18 protein-coding genes are annotated in these 24,408 nt (G+C 64.1%); 10 read left to right on the top strand and 8 right to left on the bottom strand.

The window, feature by feature from the left end; genetic code table 11:
- Window positions 1-169: 169 nt before the first annotated feature.
- Window positions 170-1,978 (bottom strand): translational GTPase TypA, encoded by a 1,809-nt coding sequence (gene typA / locus NJF35_RS10260; RefSeq protein ID WP_225787479.1) that lies wholly within the window; start codon window positions 1,976-1,978, stop codon window positions 170-172.
- A 117-nt stretch (window positions 1,979-2,095) separates the two neighbouring features.
- Entirely contained in the window at window positions 2,096-3,550 is a 1,455-nt protein-coding gene (thiI, locus tag NJF35_RS10255) for a tRNA uracil 4-sulfurtransferase ThiI (protein ID WP_225787480.1), read from the bottom strand.
- A 495-nt stretch (window positions 3,551-4,045) separates the two neighbouring features.
- Between thiI and glnA the strand changes: the two genes are divergently transcribed.
- The 3 genes from glnA (at window position 4,046) to ntrC (ending at window position 8,331) form a co-directional block, all read left to right on the top strand.
- Entirely contained in the window at window positions 4,046-5,452 is a 1,407-nt protein-coding gene (glnA, locus tag NJF35_RS10250) for a glutamate--ammonia ligase (RefSeq protein ID WP_225787481.1), read from the top strand.
- A 360-nt stretch (window positions 5,453-5,812) separates the two neighbouring features.
- Entirely contained in the window at window positions 5,813-6,898 is a 1,086-nt protein-coding gene (glnL, locus tag NJF35_RS10245; protein WP_225787482.1) for a nitrogen regulation protein NR(II), read from the top strand.
- Complete coding sequence (ntrC, locus tag NJF35_RS10240; protein WP_225787483.1) at window positions 6,895-8,331, top strand: nitrogen regulation protein NR(I); 1,437 nt, start codon at window positions 6,895-6,897, stop codon at window positions 8,329-8,331. Before glnL ends, ntrC begins: the two co-directional genes overlap by 4 nt.
- 314 nt (window positions 8,332-8,645) lie before the next feature.
- Here ntrC and NJF35_RS10235 read toward each other — a convergent pair whose 3' ends face one another.
- A complete protein-coding gene (locus NJF35_RS10235) occupies window positions 8,646-9,083 on the bottom strand; it encodes a hypothetical protein (protein WP_225787484.1) in 438 nt (145 codons plus the stop codon).
- Between NJF35_RS10235 and trmL the strand changes: the two genes are divergently transcribed.
- Window positions 9,082-9,537, top strand: a complete 456-nt coding sequence (trmL, locus tag NJF35_RS10230; protein WP_225787485.1) for a tRNA (uridine(34)/cytosine(34)/5-carboxymethylaminomethyluridine(34)-2'-O)-methyltransferase TrmL — start codon at window positions 9,082-9,084, stop codon at window positions 9,535-9,537. The two genes, NJF35_RS10235 and trmL, sit on opposite strands and share 2 nt — an antisense overlap.
- Before the next feature lie 256 nt (window positions 9,538-9,793).
- Here trmL and secB read toward each other — a convergent pair whose 3' ends face one another.
- The 3 genes from secB to NJF35_RS10215 are packed head-to-tail and all read right to left on the bottom strand — an operon-like array spanning window position 9,794 to window position 10,988.
- Window positions 9,794-10,279, bottom strand: coding sequence for a protein-export chaperone SecB (secB, locus tag NJF35_RS10225; protein ID WP_225787486.1), 486 nt, complete (start codon window positions 10,277-10,279; stop codon window positions 9,794-9,796).
- Between the two features lie 38 nt (window positions 10,280-10,317).
- Window positions 10,318-10,572 (bottom strand): glutaredoxin 3, encoded by a 255-nt coding sequence (grxC, locus tag NJF35_RS10220; RefSeq protein ID WP_225787487.1) that lies wholly within the window; start codon window positions 10,570-10,572, stop codon window positions 10,318-10,320.
- 2 nt (window positions 10,573-10,574) lie between these two features.
- The gene (locus NJF35_RS10215) at window positions 10,575-10,988 is read right to left on the bottom strand and encodes a rhodanese-like domain-containing protein (RefSeq protein ID WP_225787488.1); all 414 of its coding nucleotides are present in this window, start codon (window positions 10,986-10,988) and stop codon (window positions 10,575-10,577) included.
- 206 nt (window positions 10,989-11,194) lie between these two features.
- Here NJF35_RS10215 and gpmI point away from each other — a divergent pair, with 206 nt between their 5' ends.
- The 4 genes from gpmI to NJF35_RS10195 all read left to right on the top strand — a co-directional run bounded on the left by gpmI (window position 11,195) and on the right by NJF35_RS10195 (window position 16,486).
- Window positions 11,195-12,730: a 2,3-bisphosphoglycerate-independent phosphoglycerate mutase gene (gene gpmI, locus NJF35_RS10210; RefSeq protein ID WP_225787489.1), complete on the top strand. Its 1,536-nt coding sequence runs from the start codon at window positions 11,195-11,197 to the stop codon at window positions 12,728-12,730.
- Window positions 12,731-12,977: 247 nt separating this feature from the next.
- The gene (locus NJF35_RS10205) at window positions 12,978-14,258 is read left to right on the top strand and encodes a murein hydrolase activator EnvC family protein (RefSeq protein ID WP_225787490.1); all 1,281 of its coding nucleotides are present in this window, start codon (window positions 12,978-12,980) and stop codon (window positions 14,256-14,258) included.
- A 138-nt stretch (window positions 14,259-14,396) separates the two neighbouring features.
- Window positions 14,397-15,713 (top strand): S41 family peptidase, encoded by a 1,317-nt coding sequence (locus NJF35_RS10200; RefSeq protein ID WP_225787491.1) that lies wholly within the window; start codon window positions 14,397-14,399, stop codon window positions 15,711-15,713.
- Window positions 15,714-15,721: 8 nt separating this feature from the next.
- Window positions 15,722-16,486 carry a divergent polysaccharide deacetylase family protein gene (locus tag NJF35_RS10195; protein ID WP_225787492.1) on the top strand — a complete coding sequence of 255 codons (765 nt, stop codon included), beginning with the start codon at window positions 15,722-15,724 and terminating at the stop codon, window positions 16,484-16,486.
- 5 nt (window positions 16,487-16,491) lie between these two features.
- Here the strand turns inward: NJF35_RS10195 and NJF35_RS10190 are convergent, their stop codons facing one another.
- Both NJF35_RS10190 and betT read right to left on the bottom strand, forming a co-directional pair.
- A complete protein-coding gene (locus tag NJF35_RS10190) occupies window positions 16,492-21,168 on the bottom strand; it encodes a dermonecrotic toxin domain-containing protein (protein ID WP_253090993.1) in 4,677 nt (1,558 codons plus the stop codon).
- A gap of 147 nt (window positions 21,169-21,315) precedes the next feature.
- Window positions 21,316-23,319 (bottom strand): choline BCCT transporter BetT, encoded by a 2,004-nt coding sequence (betT, locus tag NJF35_RS10185; RefSeq protein ID WP_225787494.1) that lies wholly within the window; start codon window positions 23,317-23,319, stop codon window positions 21,316-21,318.
- 99 nt (window positions 23,320-23,418) lie between these two features.
- On the opposite strand from betT, the gene NJF35_RS10180 reads away from it, so the two are divergent.
- Together NJF35_RS10180 and betI are read left to right on the top strand one after the other, a co-directional pair.
- Window positions 23,419-23,658 carry a hypothetical protein gene (locus tag NJF35_RS10180; RefSeq protein ID WP_225787495.1) on the top strand — a complete coding sequence of 80 codons (240 nt, stop codon included), beginning with the start codon at window positions 23,419-23,421 and terminating at the stop codon, window positions 23,656-23,658.
- Between the two features lie 81 nt (window positions 23,659-23,739).
- Window positions 23,740-24,405, top strand: coding sequence for a transcriptional regulator BetI (gene betI / locus NJF35_RS10175; protein WP_225787496.1), 666 nt, complete (start codon window positions 23,740-23,742; stop codon window positions 24,403-24,405).
- The last annotated feature ends 3 nt before the right edge of the window (window positions 24,406-24,408 follow it).

Genomic DNA, 24,408 nt, shown 5'->3' with positions numbered 1-24,408 from the left:
AGCCGGCTCCCACAGGGACCGCGGCGACCACACATGATGCGGTTTGCACGGACAGTGTGGGAGCCGGCTTGCCGGCGATGGGGCGCGAAGCGACCCCAAATGACAACTGAAAGTCTTAACTGACCGGCATTGGGCCAGCCAGCCGGGTTTTTAATGCCTCAAAGCAGCATCACTTGCTCGCGCGCTTACGCTCGTTCTCGGTCAGCAACTTCTTGCGCAGGCGGATCGACTTCGGCGTCACTTCGACCAGTTCGTCTTCGTCGATGAACTCCAGGGCCTGCTCCAGGGTGAACTTCACCGCCGGGGTCAGCTGGACGGTGTCGTCCTTGCCGGAAGCACGCATGTTGTCGAGCTTCTTGGCCTTGGTCGGGTTGATGACCAGGTCGTTGTCACGGCTGTGGATACCGGCCAGCATGCCTTCGTAGACTTCGTCGCCCGGCGACAGGAACAGCTTGCCGCGGTCCTGCAGGGTTTCCAGGGAGTAGGTCAGCGCGGTACCGCCAGCCATCGAGACCAGCACGCCATTCTGGCGGTGGGTCACGCCACCGGCCTTGATCGGGCCGTACTTCTCGAAGGTGCTGGTCAGGATGCCGGTACCCGAGGTCATGGTCAGGAAAGCGTTACGGAAGCCGATCAGGCCACGGGCCGGGATGATGTACTCCAGGCGGATACGGCCCTTGCCGTCCGGCACCATGTTGGTCAGGTCGCCCTTGCGCAGGCCCATCTGCTCCATCACCGGGCCCTGGTGCTGTTCCTCGATGTCGATGGTGACGTTCTCGTACGGCTCCTGCTTCTCACCGTCCTTCTCGATGATCACCACTTCCGGACGGCCCACGGCCAGCTCGAAGCCTTCACGGCGCATGGTTTCGATCAGGACCGACAGGTGCAGCTCGCCACGGCCGGAAACCTTGAACTTCTCCGGGCTGTCGCCCTGCTCGACACGCAGCGCCACGTTGTGCAGCAGCTCCTTGTCCAGGCGGTCCTTGATGTTACGGCTGGTGACGAACTTGCCTTCCTTGCCGGCGAACGGCGAGTCGTTGACCTGGAAGGTCATGCTCACGGTCGGCTGGTCGACGGTCAGCGGCGGCAGCGCCTCGACGTTCTGTGGGTCGCACAGGGTGTCGGAGATGAACAGCTCGTCCATGCCCGAGACGCAGACGATGTCGCCGGCTTCGGCCTCGGCGACTTCGACGCGCTGCAGGCCCGAGTGGCCCATGATCTTCAGCACGCGACCGTTGCGCTTGGTGCCGTCGTCGCTGATGGCCACGACCGGGGTGTTGGTCTTGATCTTGCCGCGGGTGATGCGACCGATGCCGATCACGCCCAGGAAGCTGTTGTAGTCCAGCTGGGAGATCTGCATCTGGAACGGGCCTTCGGTGTCGACGACCGGGGCCGGCACATGGTCGATGATCGCCTGGAACAGGGCGTCCATGTTGTCGTCCATGTTCTCGTGGTCCATGCCGGCGATGCCGTTCAGGGCGCTGGCGTAGACGATCGGGAAGTCCAGCTGCTCATCGGTGGCGCCCAGGTTGTCGAACAGGTCGAAGATCTGGTCGATGACCCAGTCGGGACGGGCGCCCGGACGGTCGATCTTGTTGACCACGACGATCGGACGCAGGCCGGCCTTGAACGCCTTCTGGGTCACGAAGCGGGTCTGCGGCATCGGGCCGTCCTGGGCGTCGACCACCAGCAGTACCGAGTCGACCATCGACATCACGCGCTCGACCTCGCCACCGAAGTCGGCGTGACCGGGGGTGTCGACGATGTTGATGTTGTAGCCGTTCCACTTGATGGCGGTGTTCTTCGCCAGGATGGTAATGCCGCGTTCCTTTTCCTGGTCGTTGGAGTCCATCACGCGCTCGCTTTCCGCCTCTTTGCGGTCGAGGGTGCCGGAGAGCTTCAGCAGCTTGTCGACGAGGGTGGTCTTGCCATGGTCGACGTGGGCAATGATGGCAATGTTGCGCAGATTCTCAATCACTGTGTGTTTCTCGATCTAGGTATTCGGTGACCGCTGCCCGCAGGCATCGGGTTCAAGGCATTCGGCGCTCAGTACCGGTCGGGAGGACGATGGCGAGAACGGTCGCCATCGTGCTTCCTAGGCGGGGCGATAAACGCGCACATTGGCGTGTCCCTCGCTGAGCAGGTGATGAGCATGCAGACGGCTCATGACACCTTTATCGCAATAGAGCAGGTACTGACGGTTGGCATCCAGGTGCTTGAAGCGGCTGTTGAGCGCATAGAACGGCAGCGCCTGGACTTCGATGCCTTCGAGCACCAGGGGTTCGTCTTCCTGGGCGTCCGGGTGACGGATGTCGAGGATGATCTGGCCCGGCAGGGCCTCGCTCACTTCCTCGACCTCGATGTCCTGGCCCAACTCGTCGATGACGTGGTCGATCGAGATGAAGCGGGCGCGCTCCAGGGCGCGCTCGAGCACCGCCATGTCGAACTGGTTCTCTTCATGGGCGACCCGGTGCGGCTTGGCACAGGTGGTCGGGTTCACCGAGATCACGCCGCAATATTCGGGCATGTGCTTGGCGAACTCGGCGGTGCCGATCTGGTAGGCGGTGTCGATGATGTCTTGCTTGTGGCTGGCCAGCAGCGGGCGCAGCACCAGCTTGTCGGTGGCCTGGTCGATCACCGCCAGGTTCGGCAGGGTCTGGCTCGATACCTGGGAAATCGCCTCGCCGGTGACCAGGGCGTCGATCTCCAGGCGCTCGGCGACCTTGGCCGCGGCGCGCAGCATCATGCGCTTTAGGGTCACGCCCATGTAGCTGTTGTCGACCTTGCCGAGGATCTCGCCGACCACTTCCTCGAACGGCACGCTGATGAACAGCACGCGCTGGCTGCTGCCGAACTTCTTCCACAGGTAGTGGGCGACTTCCATCACCCCCAGCTCGTGGGCGCGGCCACCGAGGTTGAAGAAGCAGAAATGGGTCATCAGGCCGCGGCGCATCATCTGGTAGGCGGCCACGGTGGAGTCGAAGCCGCCGGACATCAGCACCAGGGTCTGCTCCAGGGCGCCCAGCGGGTAGCCGCCGATGCCCGGGTGACGGGTGTGTACCACATAGAGGCGCTGGTCGCGGATCTCCAGGCGCACTTCCACCTCGGGGTGCTTCAGGTCGATACCCGCGGCGCCGCATTGCTGGCGCAGCTGGCTGCCGACATAGCGGTCGACGTCCATCGAGGTGAAGTCGTGGTGGCCGCCGCGCTTGCAGCGCACGGCGAAGCGCTTGCCGGCCAGCAGCGGGCCGAAGTGTTCCTTGCACTTGGCGACGATGTCGTCGAAGTCGCCCAGCGGGTATTCCTCGACCTGCAGGAAGTGGGCGATGCCCGGGGTGCAGGTGAGGCGCTCGACCATCTCGCGCTGGACCTTCTCGTCCTCGACGCGGGTGACCACCTCGAGATTGTCCCAGACACCATCGACCACCAGCTCGGGATCCAGGTCCTTGAGCACCAGGCGGATGTTCTTGCTGAGCTGGCGGATGAAACGCTTGCGCACCGGCCGGCTCTTGATGGTGATTTCAGGGAAGACTTTGACGATGAGTTTCATTGGATAACAGCGCGCGCGGGGCCTGCCGAAAATGAGGGGCGCGAATTATAGCGGAAATTGCTCAAGGTTTGAGCAGAAGGTTTTGGTATTTCGACGATAGGGAATGATTTTCGGGGTGCCTGTACCGCCCCTGTCGCCGGCAAGCCGGCTCCCACAGGGGCCCAAGCCCTGCAAACCGCATCGACTGTTTGACTCGCCCCTCTGCGGGAGCGGGCTTGCCCGCGAATAAGGCCAAGGCAGTCAGCGCAAAATCCAGCAAGCACCATATTGGTGCATCCAGCCAGAAAAACGCCTCTTATAGGTGCAGCCTAAAGCCCCCTAACCCCGCAAAACGCCCGAAACCGCCAGGTTTTATCCCCGCCTCGCCATTTTTGGGCACTGGCATGCAATTTGCTCTCTTGTGAGGCAGGTAAGCTTGGCCGACTATCCGCGCCCGGCGACACCCTTTTTCCAGGGCAGCGGCCCACCGCGCCCTAGACCCATCCGGAGGACAACATGTCGAAGTCGGTTCAACTCATCAAAGATCATGACGTCAAGTGGATTGATCTGCGTTTCACGGACACCAAAGGCAAACAGCACCACGTCACCATGCCCGCTCGCGATGCGCTGGACGAGGACTTCTTCGAAGCCGGCAAGATGTTCGACGGCTCGTCGATCGAAGGCTGGAAAGGCATCGAAGCCTCCGACATGATCCTGATGCCGGACGACTCCTCCGCCGTGCTCGACCCGTTCACCGAAGAGCCGACCCTGATCCTGGTCTGCGACGTGATCGAGCCTTCCACCATGCAAGGTTACGACCGCGACCCACGCGCCATCGCCAAGCGCGCCGAGGAATTCCTGAAGTCCACCGGCATCGGCGACACCGTGTTCGTCGGCCCGGAGCCTGAGTTCTTCATCTTCGACCAGGTCAAATTCAAGTCCGACATCTCCGGCTCCATGTTCAAGATCTACTCCGAACAAGGCTCCTGGATGACCGACCAGGACGTCGAAGGCGGCAACAAGGGCCACCGTCCGGCCGTCAAGGGTGGCTACTTCCCGGTTCCGCCATGCGACCACGACCACGAGATCCGTACCGCCATGTGCAACGCCATGGAGGAAATGGGCCTGGTCGTCGAAGTTCACCACCACGAAGTGGCCACCGCCGGCCAGAACGAGATCGGTGTGAAGTTCAACACCCTGGTCACCAAGGCTGACGAAGTCCAGACCCTGAAGTACTGCGTGCACAACGTCGCCGACGCCTATGGCAAGACCGCGACCTTCATGCCGAAACCGCTGTACGGCGACAACGGCTCGGGCATGCACGTCCACATGTCGATCTCCAAAGACGGCAAGAACACCTTCTCCGGCGAAGGCTATGCCGGCCTGTCCGACACCGCCCTGTACTTCATCGGCGGCATCATCAAGCACGGCAAGGCCCTGAACGGCTTCACCAACCCGTCCACCAACTCCTACAAGCGCCTGGTGCCAGGCTTCGAAGCGCCGGTCATGCTGGCCTACTCGGCCCGCAACCGCTCGGCCTCGATCCGCATCCCGTACGTCTCGAGCCCGAAAGCCCGCCGTATCGAAGCGCGCTTCCCGGACCCGGCCGCCAACCCGTACCTGTGCTTCGCCGCGCTGCTGATGGCCGGCCTGGACGGCATCCAGAACAAGATCCACCCAGGCGATGCCGCCGACAAGAACCTGTACGACCTGCCGCCTGAAGAGGCCAAGGAAATCCCGCAGGTCTGCGGCAGCCTGAAGGAAGCCCTGGAAGAGCTGGACAAGGGCCGTGCGTTCCTGACCAAGGGCGGCGTGTTCTCCGACGACTTCATCGATGCCTACATCGAGCTGAAGTCGGAAGAAGAGATCAAGGTCCGCACCTTCGTCCACCCGCTGGAATACGACCTGTACTACAGCGTCTGATGTAGGCGACGCCTCGCGTCGACGCCCTCATCGAAACGGCCTCCCTCGGGAGGCCGTTTTCGTTTTCGCGTCCCGCTCCGATGGAAAGCGGCAGGCAGCCCTCTCGCACCCTATGCTCTATATTGGTGCACAGAAAACCGCTACGCCCCGCCATGCATCCCAATTTGGGTCAGCAGCCACGGAAAACCAGGGCTTTCTGGCCCGAATTCGCGCAGATCCAGGGCTTTATCCGCAAATGCCGCTTCTTTTCGGAGCTTTGGTTTGTTTCTTGCATTTTCCTGGCAACGAGCGGACACCTGCGCGCCCGCCCCTGTTTACCGCCAGGGCACTCCATGTGCCAAAAGAGGTCAACGACGCCTTATGACCATCAGCGATGCACAGCACCGTCTGCTCCTGGACAACCTGACCACCGCCACGCTCCTGCTCAATGCCGAGCTGCGCCTGGAGTACATGAACCCGGCCGCGGAGATGCTCCTGGCCGTCAGCGGCCAGCGCAGCCACGGGCAGTTCATCAGCGAGCTGTTCACCGAGTCCACCGAAGCGCTCAACTCCCTGCGCCAAGCCGTGGAACAGGCGCACCCGTTCACCAAGCGCGAGGCCCAGCTGACCTCGCTGACCGGCCAGACCATCACCGTCGACTATGCCGTGACGCCGATCCTGCACCAAGGGCAGACCCTGCTGTTGCTGGAGGTCCACCCCCGCGACCGGCTGCTGCGCATCACCAAGGAAGAGGCCCAGCTGAGCAAGCAGGAAACCACCAAGATGCTGGTGCGCGGCCTCGCCCACGAGATCAAGAACCCGCTCGGCGGCATTCGCGGCGCGGCGCAGTTGCTGTCGCGCGAGCTGCCCGACGAGGGGCTGCGCGACTACACCAACGTGATCATCGAGGAGGCCGACCGCCTGCGTAACCTGGTCGACCGCATGCTCGGTTCGAACAAGCTGCCGTCGCTGGCCATGACCAACATCCACGAAGTGCTGGAGCGGGTCGGCAGCTTGGTGGAGGCGGAAAGCCAAGGCAGCATCACGTTGGTGCGCGACTACGACCCGAGCCTGCCGGACGTGCTGATCGACCGCGAGCAGATGATCCAGGCCGTGCTCAACATCGTGCGCAACGCGATGCAGGCGATCGGCGGGCAGAACGAGCTGCGCCTGGGCCGCATCACCCTGCGCAGCCGCGCGGTGCGCCAGTTCACCATCGGGCACATCCGCCACCGGCTGGTGGCGCGGGTCGAGATCACCGACAACGGCCCGGGCATCCCCGCCGAACTGCAGGACACCCTCTTCTATCCCATGGTCAGTGGCCGCCCGGACGGTACCGGGCTCGGCCTGGCCATCACCCAGAACATCATCAGCCAGCACCAGGGCCTGATCGAATGTGACAGCCACCCCGGCCACACCACATTCTCGATCTTCCTGCCTCTGGAACAAGGAGCCACCGCCTCATGAGCCGAAGTGAAACCGTCTGGATCGTCGACGATGATCGCTCCATCCGCTGGGTCCTGGAAAAAGCCCTGCAACAGGAAGGCATGACCACCCAGAGCTTCGACAGCGCCGATGGCGTCATGGGCCGCCTGGCCCGCCAGCAGCCGGACGTGATCATCTCCGACATCCGCATGCCTGGCACCAGCGGCCTTGACCTGCTGGCCCAGATCCGCGAGCAGCACCCGCGTCTGCCGGTCATCATCATGACCGCCCATTCCGACCTGGACAGCGCCGTGGCCTCCTACCAGGGCGGCGCCTTCGAGTACCTGCCCAAGCCGTTCGACGTGGACGAAGCGGTGTCGTTGGTCAAGCGCGCCAACCAGCATGCCCAGGAGCAGCAGGCCCTCGACGTGCCGCCAACCCTGGCCCGCACCCCGGAGATCATCGGCGAGGCGCCGGCGATGCAGGAAGTGTTCCGCGCCATCGGCCGGCTCAGCCATTCCAACATCACCGTGCTGATCAACGGCGAGTCGGGCACCGGCAAGGAACTGGTGGCCCACGCCCTGCACCGCCACAGCCCGCGGGCAGCATCGCCGTTCATCGCCCTGAACATGGCGGCCATCCCGAAGGACCTGATGGAGTCCGAGCTGTTCGGCCATGAGAAAGGCGCCTTCACCGGCGCGGCCAACCTGCGGCGCGGCCGCTTCGAGCAGGCCGACGGCGGCACCCTGTTCCTCGACGAGATCGGCGACATGCCCGCCGACACCCAGACCCGCCTGCTGCGGGTGCTGGCCGATGGCGAATTCTACCGGGTCGGCGGCCATGTGCCGGTCAAGGTGGACGTGCGCATCATCGCCGCCACCCACCAGAACCTCGAGTCGCTGGTGCAGGCCGGCAAGTTCCGCGAAGACCTGTTCCACCGCCTGAACGTGATCCGCATCCACATTCCACGCCTGGCCGACCGCCGCGAGGACATTCCCGCCCTTGCCCGCCACTTCCTTGGCCGCGCGGCGCAGGAGCTGGCGGTCGAGCCCAAGCTGCTCAAGCCGGAAACCGAGGAATTCATGCGCAACCTGCCCTGGCCGGGCAACGTGCGGCAATTGGAGAACACCTGCCGCTGGATCACCGTGATGGCTTCCAGCCGCGAAGTGCTGATCGGCGACCTGCCGCCGGAATTGCTCAACCTGCCCCAGGACGCCGCTCCGGTGACCAACTGGGAGCAGGCCTTGCGCCAGTGGGCCGACCTGGCCCTGGCCCGGGGCCAGTCGAACCTGCTCGACAGCGCCGTGCCCAGCTTCGAACGCATCATGATCGAGACCGCCCTCAAGCACACCGCCGGCCGCCGCCGCGATGCCGCCGTGCTGCTGGGCTGGGGACGCAACACCCTGACCCGCAAGATCAAGGAGCTGGGGATGAATGTCGATGGCGGGGATGACGACGACGGCGAGGAACACTGAGGTTTCGCGTTACCCCACAGGCGCTTTCGCGGGCAGGCCCGCTCCCACAGGGTCCGGCGCCGCACTCAAGCGCAACGGCACACCTGTGGGGCTGCTTTGCAGCCCCGCCTTCGCCAGGATCGCCATCAATCCCCCCGCGCACCGATTCTGTGCCCGCTGCACCGCCCAGATGCATGCTGGCCCGAAAATCCCCCAGAAAAACCGCTCCAACCCCACTATTTCCGGGCTTTGCAAAACTGGCACGGCATCTGCAATAAGCCAGGTATCTCCAGTTTTGGGGACCTCGGTACAGGCAGGCCGGGATATCCCCTCTTTTATTCGTGCAGCCTCACCTGCACCCGCCAGCGCCCCGCCTCCTTCGCACCGGCCCATTCGCCGTGCAGGGGGCGCGCGGCGACCACGGTCAGCAACAACCCTTCCTCGCTTTTGCGCACACGCCAACCCACCGGCTTCCCCTGCAAGCGCAACTGGCCCTGCTGGGCCTTGCCTTCGGCCTGGAACAGCAAGGCCAGGGTCCCGTCCACGTTCTCCCCATGCAACCTGGGCTCGTCGTCGAACCACAGGTCCAGGCCGTCCTGCACCACCTCCACCCGCTCCAGCACGTGCTCCTCGGGCGCGGTCAGGCGGCCGATCATCAGCCCGACCATCAGGCCGACGATGGCCAGGGAAAACAGCACGCGCGGCCAGGCCTTCGAACGCGGGTCGGGTTCGAGGGTAGAATGCTCGCCATCTTCACGCCTGGAGCCGTGCATGTTTCATGTCATCCTCTTTCAACCAGAGATTCCGCCGAATACCGGCAACATCATCCGGCTCTGCGCCAACAGCGGTTGCGACCTGCACCTGATCGAACCGCTGGGCTTCGAGCTGGACGACAAGCGCCTGCGCCGGGCAGGGCTGGACTACCACGAGTATGCCACGCTCAAACGCCACCAGAGCCTGGCTGGATGCCTGGAAAGCCTTGGCCATCCGCGCTTGTTCGCCTTCACCACCAAGGGCTCGCATCCGTTTCATGAAGTCGACTATCAGCCGGGCGACGCCTTCCTGTTCGGCCCCGAGAGCCGTGGCCTGCCGGCCGAGGTGCTGGACAGCCTGCCGGCCGAGCAGCGCCTGCGCCTGCCGATGCGGCCAGGGTGCCGCAGCCTGAACCTGTCCAATACGGTGGCGGTGACAGTGTACGAGGCGTGGCGCCAGCAAGGGTTTGCTTGAGGTGCCGCCAGCTCCGCCGACACACCCCATGAAAAAAGCGCCCCGCAGGGTAATGCTGCTCACTTAAGCAATTGGGGCCGCCTTGCGGCCCTTCGCGGGCAAGCCCGCTCCCACAAGTACGCTGCAAGCCTCAAGGAATGCACGATCCTGTGGGAGCCGGCTTGCCGGCGATGGGCTGCAAGGCAGCCCCAATCGATGTCGCATCAGACTTAAGTGAACAGCATTACCCCGCAGGGTTTTCGTCTCTCGCGGCAGATCACTGCAGCGAAGGCGCCTCGCCGGCTTCCTGCATGCGCTGCATTTCTTGAGCGTACAGGGCGTCGAAGTTGACCGGCGACAGCATCAGGGCCGGGAACGAACCACGGGTCACCAGGCTGTCCAGGGTCTCGCGGGCGTACGGGAACAGGATGTTCGGGCAGAACGCGCCGAGGGTGTGGCTCATGGAGGCCGCGTCGAGGTTCTTGATCAGGAAGATGCCCGCCTGCTGCACCTCGGCGATGAAGGCGACTTCCTCACCGTTCTTGACGGTCACCGACAGGGTCAGCACCACTTCGTGGAAGTCGCCTTCCAGGGCCTTCTGCTTGGTGTTCAGGTCCAGCGAGACGCTCGGCTCCCACTGCTGGCGGAAGATCTGCGGGCTCTTCGGTGCCTCGAAGGACAGGTCGCGCACGTAGATGCGCTGCATGGAGAATTGCGGGGCGTTGTCGTCGGCGGCTGCGCCGTTGTTCTGTTGGTCGGTCATGGCAGATCTTTTCCTAATGGTCTTGAAAAAGGTGTGAGTCAGGCCTCGAGCAGGGCATCGAGCTTGCCCGCCCGCTCCAGGGCATAGAGGTCATCGCATCCACCGACATGGGTACTGCCGATCCAGATCTGCGGCACCGAGGTGCGGCCGGCCTTCTGGCTCATCTCGGCACGCACCTGCGGCTTGCCATCGACCTTGATTTCCTCGAACGCCACGCCCTTGCTCTCGAGCAGGTACTTGGCGCGCATGCAATAGGGGCAGTAGTCGCTGGAATAGACGATGACAGGCTTCATGTTCACTTCACCAGGGGCAGGTTATCGGCTTTCCAGCTGGAAACGCCACCGCTGAGCTTGGCGGCGGTGTAGCCCGCCTTGAGCAGCTCGCGGCAGATGGAGCCGGATTGCTGGCCCATGCTGTCTACCACGATCAGGGTCTTGCCCTTGTGCTTTTCCAGCTCGGCCATACGGTTGACCAGCTTGTCCTGCGGGATGTTCAGCGCGCCGACGATGTGGCCGGACGAGTACTCCTTGCTCGGACGAATGTCGATCACCACGCCTTTCTCGGCGTTGATCAGTGCGGTCAGCTGGCCACTGCTCAGGCTCTGGCCGCCACGGCGGATTTCGTTGACCAGCAGCAGGATCAGCAGAACAAAGAAGATCGCCACCAGGATGTAGTGGTTTGTCGCAAATTGAATCAGGTTAGCAACCATCAGGGGTGTTCCACGCGATTGAAAATGCCGGCCAGTATACACAGCCCCCCAAGCCGGCCAAAGCCCGACGGACCGGCCGCGAAACAGCTTTCATGTCCGGTCTGTGGCGGCGCTGGTCGGGCGCCAGGAGGAATATTCGCCGCACATGGCGTATTTGCCCTAAAATGCGTGTCTTTATCATCTTTGAACAACCGTGAGTGGGATTGATGACGAGCACGCCTAAACCCCTGGTCCTGATCATCCTGGATGGTTTCGGTCACAGCGAAAGCCCCGAGTACAACGCCATCTTCGCAGCCAACACCCCCGTCTACGATCGCCTGCGCGCCAGCCAGCCGCACGGCCTGATCTCCGGCTCGGGCATGGATGTCGGCCTGCCCGACGGGCAGATGGGCAACTCCGAGGTCGGTCACATGAACCTCGGTGCCGGGCGCGTGGTGTACCAGGACTTCACCCGCGTGACCAAGGCCATCCGCGACGGCGAGTTCTTCCACAATCCGGTCCTCACCAATGCGGTGGACAAGGCGGCCTCCGCCGGCAAGGCCGTGCACATCCTCGGCCTGCTCTCCGATGGCGGCGTGCACAGCCACCAGGACCACATCATCGCCATGGCCGAACTCGCCGCCCAGCGGGGCGCCGAGAAGATCTACCTGCACGCCTTCCTCGATGGCCGCGACACGCCACCGCGCAGCGCGCAATCGTCCCTCGAGCTGCTCGACGCCACCTTCGCCCGCCTGGGCAAGGGCCGTATCGCCAGCATCATCGGCCGCTACTACGCCATGGACCGCGACAATCGCTGGGACCGCGTCAGCGCCGCCTACGAGCTGATCGTCGACAGCGTCGCCCAATACAGCGCCGATAATGCCGTGGCCGGCCTGCAGGCAGCCTATGCCCGCGACGAGAGCGACGAGTTCGTCAAGGCCACCCGCATCGGCGAGGCGGTCAAGGTCGAGGATGGCGACGCCGTCGTCTTCATGAACTTCCGCGCCGACCGCGCACGCGAGCTGTCCCGCGTGTTCGTCGAGGCCGATTTCAACGAGTTCCCGCGCACGCGCCTGCCCAAGCTCGCCGCCTACATCGGCCTGACCCAGTACTCGGCCAAGATCCCCGCCCCGGCGGCCTTCGCCCCGGCCAGCCTGGACAACGTGCTCGGCGAATACCTGGCCAAGCACGGCAAGACCCAGCTGCGCATCGCCGAGACCGAGAAGTACGCCCACGTCACCTTCTTCTTCTCGGGCGGGCGCGAAGAGCCGTTCGAGGGCGAGGAGCGCATCCTCATCCCGTCGCCGAAGGTCGCCACCTACGACCTGCAGCCAGAGATGAGCGCGCCGGAGGTCACCGACCGTATCGTCGAGGCCATCGAGCAGCAGCGCTATGACGTGATCGTGGTCAACTACGCCAACGGCGACATGGTCGGCCATACCGGCGTGTTCGACGCCGCGGTCAAGGCGGTCGAGGCCCTGGACAACTGCGTCGGGCGCATCGTCGAGGCCCTGGAGCAGGTAGGCGGCGAAGCACTGATCACCGCCGACCACGGCAACGTCGAGCAGATGGAGGACGAGTGCACCGGCCAGGCGCACACCGCCCACACCACCGAGCCCGTGCCGTTCATCTATGTTGGCAAGCGCAACCTCAAGGTCCGCGAAGGCGGCGTGCTGGCCGACGTGGCGCCGACCATGCTCAAGCTGCTGGGCCTGGAAAAACCGGCGCAAATGACCGGGACCTCCATTCTGGTCGACGGCTGAGCGCCCCCCACAGGTTCTGCGCCAACCTCAAGGGCGGCGCGGTCCCTGTGGGAGCCGGCTTGCCGGCGATGGGCTGCAAAGCAGCCCCAGGATCACAAGGCCCCGCCTGACTGCCAGCACAGGCCGCCAGTTGAGCTTTTTCTTGCCGCTTGCAGCTCGAAGCTTGCCGCTGATACCGCGAAACGTTTTTTTTGCAGCCCCGGGCGGGCATACTAGGCCAGTCTCCATCCCTGGTACGCCCGACTCCATGCTCCGCGCCCTGATCCTACTCGCCCTGTCCTGCCTGCTCAGCCCGGCCTTCGCCGACGAGCGCGCGCAGACCCAGCAACAACTGGACGCCACCCGCCAGGACATCGCCGAGCTGAAGAAGATGCTGGGCAAGCTGCAGGCGGAGAAGTCCGGCGTGCAGAAAGACCTCAAGGCCACCGAGACCGACATCGGCAATCTCGAAAAGCAGGTGGAGGCTCTGCAACAGGAACTAAAAAAGACCGAGGGCGAGCTGGAGCGCCTTGATACCGAGAAAAAAAAACTCCAGAGCGCCCGCGTTGAACAACAACGACTGATCGCCATCCAGGCCCGCTCCGCCTACCAGAACGGCCGCGAGGAATACCTCAAGTTGCTGCTCAACCAGCAGAACCCCGAGAAATTCGCCCGCACCCTGACCTACTACGACTACCTGAGCAAGGCGCGCCTGGAGCAATTGCGCGCCTTCAACGAAACCCTGCGCCAACTGGCCGGCGTCGAACAGGACATCAGCCGCCAGCAGGCCCAGTTGCTGGTCCAGCGCGGCAACCTCGACAGCCGTCGCCAGGCGCTCGAGGCCGTGCGCAGTGAGCGCCGGCAGGTCCTGGCCAAGCTCGACAGCGACCTGAAGGCGCGCGACAAGAAGCTCCAGGCCCGCCAGCAGGACCAGGCCGAGCTGACCAAGGTACTCAAGACCATCGAGGAAACCCTGGCGCGCCAGGCCCGCGAAGCCGAGGAGGCACGCAAGAAGGCGCTCCTGGCCCAGCAGGAAGCCGAGCGACGCCGCCAGCAGCAAGCCTCGGCCAACCGCGAGGAAGAGGCACCGAAAAAGGCCCGCACCACCCTCGGCCCGATGGTGTCCAGTACTGGCGCCAGCTACGGCGGCGCATTTTCTGCCGCGCGAGGCAAACTTCCATGGCCGGTCAATGGTCGATTGCTGGCACGCTTCGGAGATGCGCGAGGCGGCGATGCCCGGGCCAAGTGGGACGGCGTGATGATCGGTGCCGCGCCCGGCACCCAGGTACGTGCCGTGCACGGCGGGCGCGTGGTGTTCGCCGACTGGTTGCGCGGCGCCGGACTTCTGGTCATTCTCGATCATGGCAATGGTTACCTGAGCCTGTACGGCCACAACCAGAGCCTGCTCAAGAGCGCCGGCGACATCGTCAAGGCCGGCGAGGCCATCTCCACCGTCGGCGACAGCGGTGGGCAGGACAGCGCAGGCCTGTACTTCGCCATTCGCCAGCAGGGCCGACCGACCGACCCTGCGCAATGGTGCCGTGGCTAGTGGCCCGGGCGGTTGATTCGAGTGCACGAATCGAGCACGCAGGCCACTAGGCACATTCACTCTCTTACGGCGTAGCGCAGGCCCTGGCTGCGCCGATGCTCCTCGCGGAGCGCCAACAGGATCAGGAGTTCGTTCGACATGCTGCACTCGCCTCGCCTCACCCAGTTGGCCCTGACCATCGCCCTGGTGGTCGGCGCGCCCCTGGCCATCGCCGCCGAACCGGCCAGGCCTGCCGCGGTGCCCGCCACCGAGGTGACGGCCAAGGCACCCCTGCCGCTGGACGAACTGCGCACCTTCGCCGAGGTCATGGACCGCATCAAGGCCGCCTACGTCGAGCCGGTGGACGACAAGACCCTGCTGGAGAACGCCATCAAGGGCATGCTCAGCAACCTCGACCCGCACTCGGCCTACCTCGGCCCGGAAGACTTCCAGGAGCTGCAGGAAAGCACCAGCGGCGAATTCGGCGGCCTGGGCATCGAGGTCGGCATGGAGGACGGCTTCGTCAAGGTGGTGTCGCCAATCGACGACACCCCCGCCTCGCGCGCGGGCATCGAGGCAGGCGACCTGATCGTCAAGATCAACGGCGCCCCGACCCGCGGCCAGAGCATGACCGAAGCGGTCGACAAGATGCGCGGCAAGGTCGGCGAGAAGATCACCCTGACCCTGGTGCGCGATGGCGGCACGCCATTCGACGTGACCCTCGCCCGCGCGGTGATCCAGGTCAAGAGCGTCAAGAGCCAGTTGCTGGAGAACGACTACGGCTACATCCGCATCACCCAGTTCCAGGTCAAGACCGGCGACGAGGTGGGCAAGGCCCTGGCCAAGCTGCGCAAGGACAACGGCAAGAAATTGCGCGGCCTGGTCCTGGACCTGCGCAACAACCCCGGCGGCGTGCTGCAGTCGGCGGTGGAAGTGGCCGACCATTTCCTCACCAAGGGCCTGATCGTCTATACCAAGGGCCGCATCGCCAATTCCGAGCTGCGCTTCTCCGCCAACCCTGCCGACGCCAGCGAGCGCGTCCCGCTGGTGGTGCTGATCAACGGCGGCAGCGCCTCGGCCTCGGAAATCGTCGCCGGCGCCCTGCAGGACCAGAAACGCGCGGTGCTCATGGGCACCGACAGTTTCGGCAAGGGCTCGGTGCAGACCGTGCTGCCGCTGGCCAACGACCGCGCGCTCAAGCTCACCACCGCGCTGTACTTCACCCCCAACGGCCGCTCGATCCAGGCCCAGGGCATCGTCCCGGACATCGAGGTGCGCCCGGCCAAGCTCACCGCCGAGGCCGACACCGACAACTTCAAGGAAGCCGACCTGCAGGGCCACCTGGGCAATGGCAACGGCGGCGCCGACCGACCATCCGGCAGCAGCAAGCGCAAGGAGCGCCCGCAGGACGATGACTTCCAGCTCAGCCAGGCCCTGAGCCTGCTCAAGGGCCTGAACATCACCAAGGGCGACTGACCCAGCCCATGCGCTTGCTGTTGCTGGCCCTGTCCTGCCTGCTGGCCGGCGTCGTTCACGCGGCGCCGGCCAAGGCCTACATGAGCATCATCATCGACGACCTGGGGCAGAGCATCGAACGCGACAGCCGCACCCTCGCCCTGCCTGGCCCGGTCACGCTGGCCATCATGCCCGACACGCCCCATGCCACCGACTTCGCTCGCCAGGCCCACAAGGCTGGCAGGACGGTCATCCTGCACATGCCCATGGACCCGGCCACCGGCCCCTACGCCTGGCACCCCGGCGCGCCGACCGAGGAACTGGCCCGGCGCCTGGACGCCGCCTTGGCCAAGGTGCCCTTCGCTGCCGGGGTCAACAACCACATGGGTAGCCGCATGACCGCCCAGCGCGAACCCATGACCTGGCTGATGAGCGAGCTGCAGCGGCGCCACCTGTTCTTCGTCGACAGCCGCACCAGCGCGGCCACGGTGGCGGCGGCCGAGGCGCAGGCGCAGGGGCTTGCGCACGTCTCGCGGGATGTGTTCCTGGATGATGTACGCACCCCCGAAGCCATCGCCGGGCAACTGCGCCAAGGCATCGAGCTGGCGCGCAAACAGGGCTCGGCGGTGCTGATCGGTCACCCCTACCCCCAGACCCTCGAGGTGCTGGAAAAGGAAATGCCCCGGCTAAAGAGCCAGGGCATCGAATTGATCGGCCTCGAGCAGATGATCGCCGAACGCGGCAACCAGGCCATGCCTGCCCATGGCAGGCAAGGCCGTTACACGAACCGCTAGGCCGCTCACGTCAGGGGAATGATGCCCGCCACATCGGCACGCGTCAGGCGCCCCCGATGCACCCGCTCACCACTGACGGTTTCGTAGCGCCGCCCCAGGTGACGATGGGACCAGAGCTTGAGGTGCCCATGGGTGAAGTCTTCGAGCGACGCATCTTGCGAAAGCAGATGAAAATGCGCAGCCCAGATGACCCGGCCCTTGTCGACACCAGGAGCATTCAAGCGGGTGATCTTGAACTCGTCGAACGGGCTGGTCATGGCCGACGTATCGCGCCTGACATAGTCCACCTTGATCAATCGCTGGTCGTGGAGGAAACGCAAGGCATCGGCGGTCGGGTACTTGGTGCGCGTGTACAGTTCGGTCAACAGGCTGATCCTGAGCGACTCCAGGTCTTGTACCGCAGTATGCAGGCGAGCCGTCACGCCCGCGCTAGCCCCTTGCTCGGCCAGCTCCGCAGCCGTGCGTTGCAACCGCTCCACCTGGCGTTGCAGCAAGGCGTCCAGTGTCGCGCCGTTGGCGCCTTCGTCAACATACGCCCTGGCAATGGAGATAACGTCCTGGTTGTCGTTGAGCAACGCCTGCACCTGCTCATCACCGCCTCCTTCGCCCAACGGGCTCGCCTCGGGCGACTCGCCAGGGCGCTCCACCCAGGCACCGTCCTTGAGGTCGAAGACCTGCAGGATGTCCCCGCTAAATGGCGCGCGCACTTCATAGACCGTGCGCTCGTCTTCCTGCACTTCGGTGGCGATGACGATCTGGCCGGCGTTGTTATGCAGTACGCGCTGGGGCTTGCTGGAAATCCTGTAGGGCGAGTACTTCGGGGGTGGGAGCGGCGTGCCATCCTGCTCGGCGATGGCGGCTACCAATCGACGCCCAGCATCGTCCTTGAGCAGCTGCATGTGCTCCCGGTAGCGCTCGAGCATCGCGACATCGACCAGCGCCCCACCCGTGCGCTCGATGTGCAGGGTGCGGATGATCGCCGCGGCGTACTCGTCCCATGCCTCCTGCAGGATGCTGATCCTGTCGGCCACGTCCAGGTTGGCCATGAGCGACTCGCCATGGGCGTTGGCTGCACTCTGGAGGCGAGTACCGGCAAGCCCCTCCCTGACCCGCGTCACTCGTCGTCCTCCCGTGGCGAGCTCCAAGTGCACGGTCAGCTCCGCCAGCACCAGGACCTGCTGGAAGCGAAGGTCGACGGTCGAGTATTTTCGCTCATCGATGAGGTCGGCCACCGTCCTGTGGGTATCGGCCACGCTGATTTCCAGGTCGCGGGGAGCCTCGGTCAGCAACTCATCCAGTCCGCCCATGGCAACGAGCATACGCTCCTGAAATCCGGTCAAGGCTTGTAGATAACTGCGAAGCTCCAGATAGTCTTCGCGAACTTCCGTAATGAGACGCCCCTCGTGTCGCTTCATCATCTCGTTGATACGCGGATAATCCGCCAGGCTCTTGAGCTCGCTCAGAATGAAGTCACTGTTGCGGATCAGGCTGGTCATGACCTCGACCTTCTTCTCCCCTATGCTCTCCTCGAGCCCGTCCTTGAGGTAGGAGCGATACTTGGCTTCGAGCATGCTTTCCAGAATCCCGCGTTGCTCGCGGTCGAACCGCACTGCGGACTCCAGGTGCTCGACCGCCCGCAGCCGCTTGGACCTCAGCTCGGCAGCGAACTCAGCGGAACGCGTATCGTAGGACGCCATCATCCGGTCGGAAGCGGCCCAGTCAAAGGAGGCGTTGTCTTCCCCAGCCGCGTTTCGCCTGGCAGTTTCGGCTTGCCTCAACTTCTCTAGGCCATCGACCCTGCCTTGCAACTGGACGATTTCCTTGCCCAGGCGAGTGAAAACATCCGTAGCCGCATTGGCCTTGAGGGTCAGGTCGTTGGAAGACGCATACAGCTTGCCGAAGTGCTCCTTGACACGTCCTCCAGGCGCTCCCCCACTCAAGCGCAACCGCGCGTCGATGCGCCAGGCCCCTAGTTCGAACGACAGCCAAGGCCCCAGGTTGCCCGTGGCATCGACGACCCGGACGCCCTCCTCCAGCACACTCACGGCAAAGGTTTCACCCAGCATCGTCACATAGCGCTGCTCGCCGAGCTGATAGAGCCCATCCGCCGAAGACTGCAAACCATCGAGACCGACCTTCGAACGCATGGCCATCAATGCCTTGCGCTGTTCCGGCGCCAGCCAGTTGAAGCCCCGATTGCCACGCCAGGAGAAATCGAGCTGCAGGCCCGCCTCGCTCGGCGCCAACGCAAACGCCAACGGCCCGGCCATGCCGACCTTGCCCTGGGTTGGCCTGACACGCATTGCCTGGTAGCCGCCATCTTGCGCGGGCGGCCCATCGAAAGCGGCAGCGCCGGGCAGCGGCTGCGAGCTTGCCGGGGCCTCGCTTGGCAGGCGCGCATGCAACAACGCCATGCCAAGGTTCACGATCAGGTCGACGGTGGCAGCGCTGCGGTCGAATTCGCTGCCTTGCTCGAAAGCCCCGGTATCGCGCTCGAGGCTGGAGATGGCCTGCACGAGCCAGGCTGCCGAAGCGACGGGCCCGCGCAACAGCAGCGTGGCCAGGTCGAACAGCAGCCAGGCGCCCTGGCTGAGGATCGCCCAGCGGCTTTGCGCAGTGGAGGTTGCCTGCCGGTTGGCGAGTTCCAGCAACAGCTCGTAGTTCGCCGTGTACAGCTTTTCATCCACGTCGGTCAGCCACAGGCGTGCACCCAGTGCAGCGGGCTCGGGCTTTTCAGGCAGGTCGTAAGGGTCCATGCCGATGCTGGTGACATGGGGTTCGGTGAACCCGCCGTGGTCATAGATATGCCGCACATGGGGTTCCATCCAGTTCACCATGCTGGCCTGGAGCGACTCGGACTCACGGATACCCGCCATCATCGCCTCGATGCTGGCGAACTGCCGTAGCGGATCATGGCCATACAGGGGGCGATACAGCAGCACCACGGCAGGCTCGGCCGAAAAAAGCACATACATGCCGCGAACCAGGTCATGCTTCGCGGAATAGGGCTGACGCTTGAAGGCGAGCGGGATCAGCGCGATGTTCGGCAACACGCTATCGACATGGCCCCTGCAGAAGTCGACGATGCATTGCAGCCCCAGCTCCGTGATCTTGCGATCGAGCTTCGCCTGCAGGGCGCTGAACACCAAGGACTGGCGCCATTCCCGGGCAAACCGCCTGGTACGCTCGGAACGCGTCTGCGGGTCGTTCAGGGCATCGGCCACGTAGCGGGGATAGTTGCCCCCGATATCGACGGCCTGCACCAGCGACTTGAGGTAGTCGGCATTCATCCAAGGCATGATCAGTTGATCGTCCCGATGCCTGATCCCTTTGATAACGGCGCCTGCGAGCGAACTGAGGTTGCCGATGGCGAACTCGGTGAGGGTCTTTTCGCCTGCCGGCTCCAGCGGCTCGCCGCCTCCGCTGCCTGTGGCGGCGCCACCCGGCATGCCACGGGCGATTTCAAGCTCCAGGATCAGGTCGTCAGGGAAGTAGTTGGCCTCCACCGGGTAGTCCGCCAGCATCCGCTCCCGCAGGCGCTGGCGGGTGTAGCTTTGCAGGTCCAGGACACCATCCAGCGCCGCCAGCCCGTCGGCATCGGCGTGATCCAGCGCCAGGTCCAACAGCGCCTCTTGGTAGGCGAAGCTGTCGTTGGCCGACGCCCAGTAGATACCAGGTGGAGGCATGACCGTGGTGCTTTCCTCGATGTAATAACCCTCGACGAACCACTGCGCGGGGTCGCTGAGGTCGGCGAAAAGGCGCTCCATCTGCGCCACGGTGAGGCCCTGGTAGCGTACTCGCCCGATGTTATCGAGCATACGGGCAAGCAGCAGCGTGCATTGCTGGGCGAACACATTGCCTTCGAGTGCCTGGCGATCCCAGCGCAGGGCGTCGAAATGGTAGCGAAGGGCGAGTTCGTCGCGCAGCGCCAGGGCAAAATCATCCAGGGTATCGAATGCCCTGACCTGGCTCGATGGCGAACACCACAGGACAGCCTGTCGCTCATCCCATTCAGCGATGACCAGCAGGCCAGGCTGCATCTCGTTGAAATGCTGCTCGCCCACTGTCAGACGAGCCTGCACGGCAAAGACCGGGGGTTGCTGCGCACCGCCCTTGACCAAGCCACGAATGACAGCTTGCTGCTGCTCGTCCAACCCTTGCAGGGGCAGGTTACGCAGCAGCGCCATCTTCAACAGCAACTGCAACCACTGATCACGGCTCTTGCCGGAGGCCCCCTGACCACGCCAGTAGTCCACTTGCGCCTGGCAGAAATGCTCCGTCAACTGGAGCAGGCGTTCGTTGAACGCTTCGCTCGTTCCCACCAGGCGCCGTGTATCGAACGCGCTGTGGGAACCGGGGAAACGATGGGTGTCCGCCAGCCCAAGGTTATGGGAACGCGCGCCAATGGGCTCCAGGTCCAGCGGTTTGCCCTCCAGCATCGCCTGCAGCACCACGTCCACCAAGGGTTCGGTGGTCCAGTACTCGGTATCGGGATCGGGGCTGTCGAGCATGAGCGGATCGGCGTCCACCAGCTTGGGTTCGACATAGGCCAGCCAGGGAAGCTGCTCGAGCAACAGGTCCAGGACCTGCCTGCTCACCACCTGGCGCAGGGTCGGGCGGCTGGCGAACTGCCTGGCGGCAGCGGCTTTGAAATCGAATATCGGGGTCGATGGGTGCGTCATGGGATTGGCCTGCTGGTTGATGAGGCGCCAACGATGCGTCGCATCCCCTCGCCACAGGCACTACATATTGCAACTGACGACTTACCGCTCCCGAAACGACAGGGGCCCGACGCTCGCACGCCGGGCCCCTGCCCACTTCGGCCTCGATCAGCTGTACACGCGCCCCAGCAACTGGCGGTGGCTCTCGAACTGATCCAGCACGTCACGCACGATCTGGTCAGGGGTGAAGCCCATCAGGTCGTACTCCTGGCTGCCATCGTGCAGGTACACCTCGGCGCGGTAGAAGCGCTGACGTACTTGCGGTTCGCCTTCGACCGGCGCCTCGCTCGGCGCGGCCAGGTAGCCATCCAGGCTCACCTCATAGACGAAGGGGTTGCCCTCCTCCATCATCACCCGCAGGCCCATCAGGGCACGGGACTGGCCGACACGGGTCTCGACCTCGAAGCCCAGGGTGCGCAACTGCGCCGCAGCGTCCTTCAGCGCCGGGCTGACCTGCTTGTCCATGAAGCGCTGGACCACGGCCTGGGTCGGCTGCAGCTCGAGCTGGGTCAGACGCTCGCTGAAGCCACGACGACCACGGGCAGCCAGCTCGGCACGCTCCTGTTCGACCTGGGCATCCTGTTTCATGGCCTTGTACAGGCCGAACATGAACAGCACCAGGACCACCGAGAACGGCAGGCCGGCCAGCACCACCATGGTCTGCATCGCCTCGAAGTTGCCGGCGAACAGCAGGCCGATGGTCACCAGGGTGATCACCGCCGACCAGAAGATGCGCAGCCACTTGGGCGCGTCTTCATCCACCTGGCCGCCCTTGCACGACAGGTTGGCCATCATCACCGCACCGGAGTCGGCCGGCGTGAGGAACAGCACGAAGCCGACGAACACCGCCACACCGACGACGATCTTGGCCGCCGGGAAGTATTCCAGCAGCTGGTAGATCGACATCGACGGCTGCTCCAAGGCAGTCTTGCCCAGCTCCACCGCGCCCTGGTTGATCACCAGGTCCAGCGCGGTGTTGCCGAAGATCGACAGCCAGGCCAGGGTGAAGCCCAGCGGGATCAGCAACACGCCGGCGACCAGTTCGCGCACGGTGCGGCCCTTGGAGATACGGGCGATGAACATGCCGACGAACGGACCCCAGGAGATCCACCAGGCCCAGTAGAACACGGTCCACAGGCCCAGCCAGCGCTCGGACTTGCCACCTTCGCCCTCGTACACGTAGAGGTCGAAGGTCTTGAGCACGATGCCATTGAGGTAGTCGCCAACGTTCTGCACGAAGCCGTTGAGCAGGTGCAGGGTGTTGCCACCCAGCAGGACGAACACCAGCAAGCCGCTGAACAGCAGGATGTTCAGGTTGGACAGGCGGCGGATGCCATTCTCCACGCCCGACACCGCGGCGATGGTGGCCACGCTGCTCATGGTCAGGATCACCGCCAGCAGGTTGGTCTTGCTATGGTCCATGCCGAACAGGTATTCCAGGCCCGATGCCACCTGCATCGAACCGATCCCCAGGTTGGTCACCAGGCCCAACAGGGTGACGAACATGCCGAAGATGTCCACGGCATGGCCGGCGCCACCCTTGACCCAACGCTCGCCGACCAGTGGGTACAGGGCCGAGCGCAGGGCCAGCGGCTGGTTGTGACGATAGGCGAAGTAACCCACGGCCAGGCCCACCAGGGCGTAGATCGCCCAGCCGTGCAGCCCCCAGTGCAGGAAGGTCAGTTGCAGGCCCTGGCGTGCAGCCTCGAGACTGGCGGGCGTGCCTTCCGGCGGGTTGAAGTAGTGGTCCAGCGGCTCGGAGGCGCCGAAGTACAGCAGCGAGATACCGATACCGGAGGAAAACAGCATGCCGGCCCAGGCGCCATAGCTGAAGTCCGGCTTGTCATCCTTGCCGCCAAGCTTGAGCTTGCCGAAGTCGGAGAAGGCAAGAACGATCACGAACAGCAGGTAGCCGCAGATCACCAGCATGTAGTACCAGCCGAACGTGCGCGTCAGCCACGACTGGGCGACGCCGAGCACACGGCCGGCAGTGTCAGGGACAGCGATAAGCAAGGCAGTCAACACGAGGATCAGCAGCGCCGAGGTGTAGAACACCACGCTGTTGACCCGGACCCTCTCGGCGGGGGGTTTGGTTAGGGAGGCAGAACTCATTGCACGAATGCTCCGGGCAGTGCGGGAGTGGAGGCTAATCAGTCTTTTCCCGAGCAAATGGTGCAATAGCCCCACTGCGTCAGGTGTTATAAAAGCACCTTGGAAACCGTGATCCCGAATCGAATCGATGCGAAAAAACAGACCGAAGCCCCGCTCCGAGGGCTTGCCGCACAGCCAACGACCGTTCGGCAGAATCTGCCACATGCATCGCTCATGCCCGTCAACGCCTTGTATTCCGGGGGTTACGCGATTTCCTGGGGTGTCAATCCGTGCCTGCTCGACCGCCTGAAAAACTGTCAATGGCACAAATTGTCGCAGAGCTTATTCTTTATTGATTGAACGTTCAATCAAAACAAAATAGACTGGCCTTCGCCGAGTCAGCCGCTCGTCGTCTGCTCGCAGGCCTGAGGAGATAGCAAGATGCCCAAGGTCGGTATGCAACCCATCCGCCGCCAGCAGTTGATCGAAGCCACCTTGCAGGCGGTCGATCAGGTCGGACTGGGAGATGCCAGCATTGCGCTGATCGCCCGCTTGGCCGGGGTGTCGAACGGCATCATCAGCCACTACTTTCGGGACAAGAACGGCCTGATCGCAGCGACCATGCGCTACATCATGAGCATGCTCAACGAAGGCGTGGCAGCACGGCGCCAGGCACTGACGGACGACAGCCCGCGCGCCCACCTGAAGGTGATCATCGAGGGCAACTTCGATGCGAGCCAGGTGAACGGCCCGGCGATGAAAACCTGGTTGGCCTTCTGGGCCTCCAGCATGCACCAGCCGTCCTTGCACAGGTTGCAGCGGATCAACGACCACCGCTTGTATTCCAACCTGTGCTGCCAGTTCCGCCGCGCCATGCCGCTGGATCAAGCGCGCACGGCAGCCCGCGGGCTGGCGGCCCTGATCGACGGCCTGTGGCTGCGTGGAGCCCTGTCGGGAGACGCATTCGACACCGACCAGGCGATACGGATTGCTTACGAATACATGGAACTACAACTGGCTAAGCAGCAGCGCCCGGACACGATCGACCAGGCCTCTGAACACCCGCGCGAAGCGATTGCCCAAACGGCAGGAGCACGACGCGGATAGCCC

Origin of the sequence: Pseudomonas guariconensis, assembly GCF_024127895.1 — a bacterium.
Taxonomy (GTDB): domain Bacteria; phylum Pseudomonadota; class Gammaproteobacteria; order Pseudomonadales; family Pseudomonadaceae; genus Aquipseudomonas; species Aquipseudomonas guariconensis_B.
This window is presented reverse-complemented; position numbering and strand designations above follow the sequence as displayed.

Coding starts and splice junctions, on each gene's coding strand:
- NJF35_RS10215 (WP_225787488.1), bottom strand. CDS start 10,988: ATGGTTGCTAACCTGATTCAATTTGCGACAAACCACTACATCCTGGTG.
- betT (WP_225787494.1), bottom strand. CDS start 23,319: ATGAGTTCTGCCTCCCTAACCAAACCCCCCGCCGAGAGGGTCCGGGTC.
- betI (WP_225787496.1), top strand. CDS start 23,740: ATGCCCAAGGTCGGTATGCAACCCATCCGCCGCCAGCAGTTGATCGAA.
- NJF35_RS10235 (WP_225787484.1), bottom strand. CDS start 9,083: ATGCACGGCTCCAGGCGTGAAGATGGCGAGCATTCTACCCTCGAACCC.
- ntrC (WP_225787483.1), top strand. CDS start 6,895: ATGAGCCGAAGTGAAACCGTCTGGATCGTCGACGATGATCGCTCCATC.
- NJF35_RS10195 (WP_225787492.1), top strand. CDS start 15,722: ATGCGCTTGCTGTTGCTGGCCCTGTCCTGCCTGCTGGCCGGCGTCGTT.
- NJF35_RS10200 (WP_225787491.1), top strand. CDS start 14,397: ATGCTGCACTCGCCTCGCCTCACCCAGTTGGCCCTGACCATCGCCCTG.
- thiI (WP_225787480.1), bottom strand. CDS start 3,550: ATGAAACTCATCGTCAAAGTCTTCCCTGAAATCACCATCAAGAGCCGG.
- gpmI (WP_225787489.1), top strand. CDS start 11,195: ATGACGAGCACGCCTAAACCCCTGGTCCTGATCATCCTGGATGGTTTC.
- NJF35_RS10190 (WP_253090993.1), bottom strand. CDS start 21,168: ATGACGCACCCATCGACCCCGATATTCGATTTCAAAGCCGCTGCCGCC.
- NJF35_RS10205 (WP_225787490.1), top strand. CDS start 12,978: ATGCTCCGCGCCCTGATCCTACTCGCCCTGTCCTGCCTGCTCAGCCCG.
- grxC (WP_225787487.1), bottom strand. CDS start 10,572: ATGAAGCCTGTCATCGTCTATTCCAGCGACTACTGCCCCTATTGCATG.
- trmL (WP_225787485.1), top strand. CDS start 9,082: ATGTTTCATGTCATCCTCTTTCAACCAGAGATTCCGCCGAATACCGGC.
- secB (WP_225787486.1), bottom strand. CDS start 10,279: ATGACCGACCAACAGAACAACGGCGCAGCCGCCGACGACAACGCCCCG.
- glnL (WP_225787482.1), top strand. CDS start 5,813: ATGACCATCAGCGATGCACAGCACCGTCTGCTCCTGGACAACCTGACC.
- glnA (WP_225787481.1), top strand. CDS start 4,046: ATGTCGAAGTCGGTTCAACTCATCAAAGATCATGACGTCAAGTGGATT.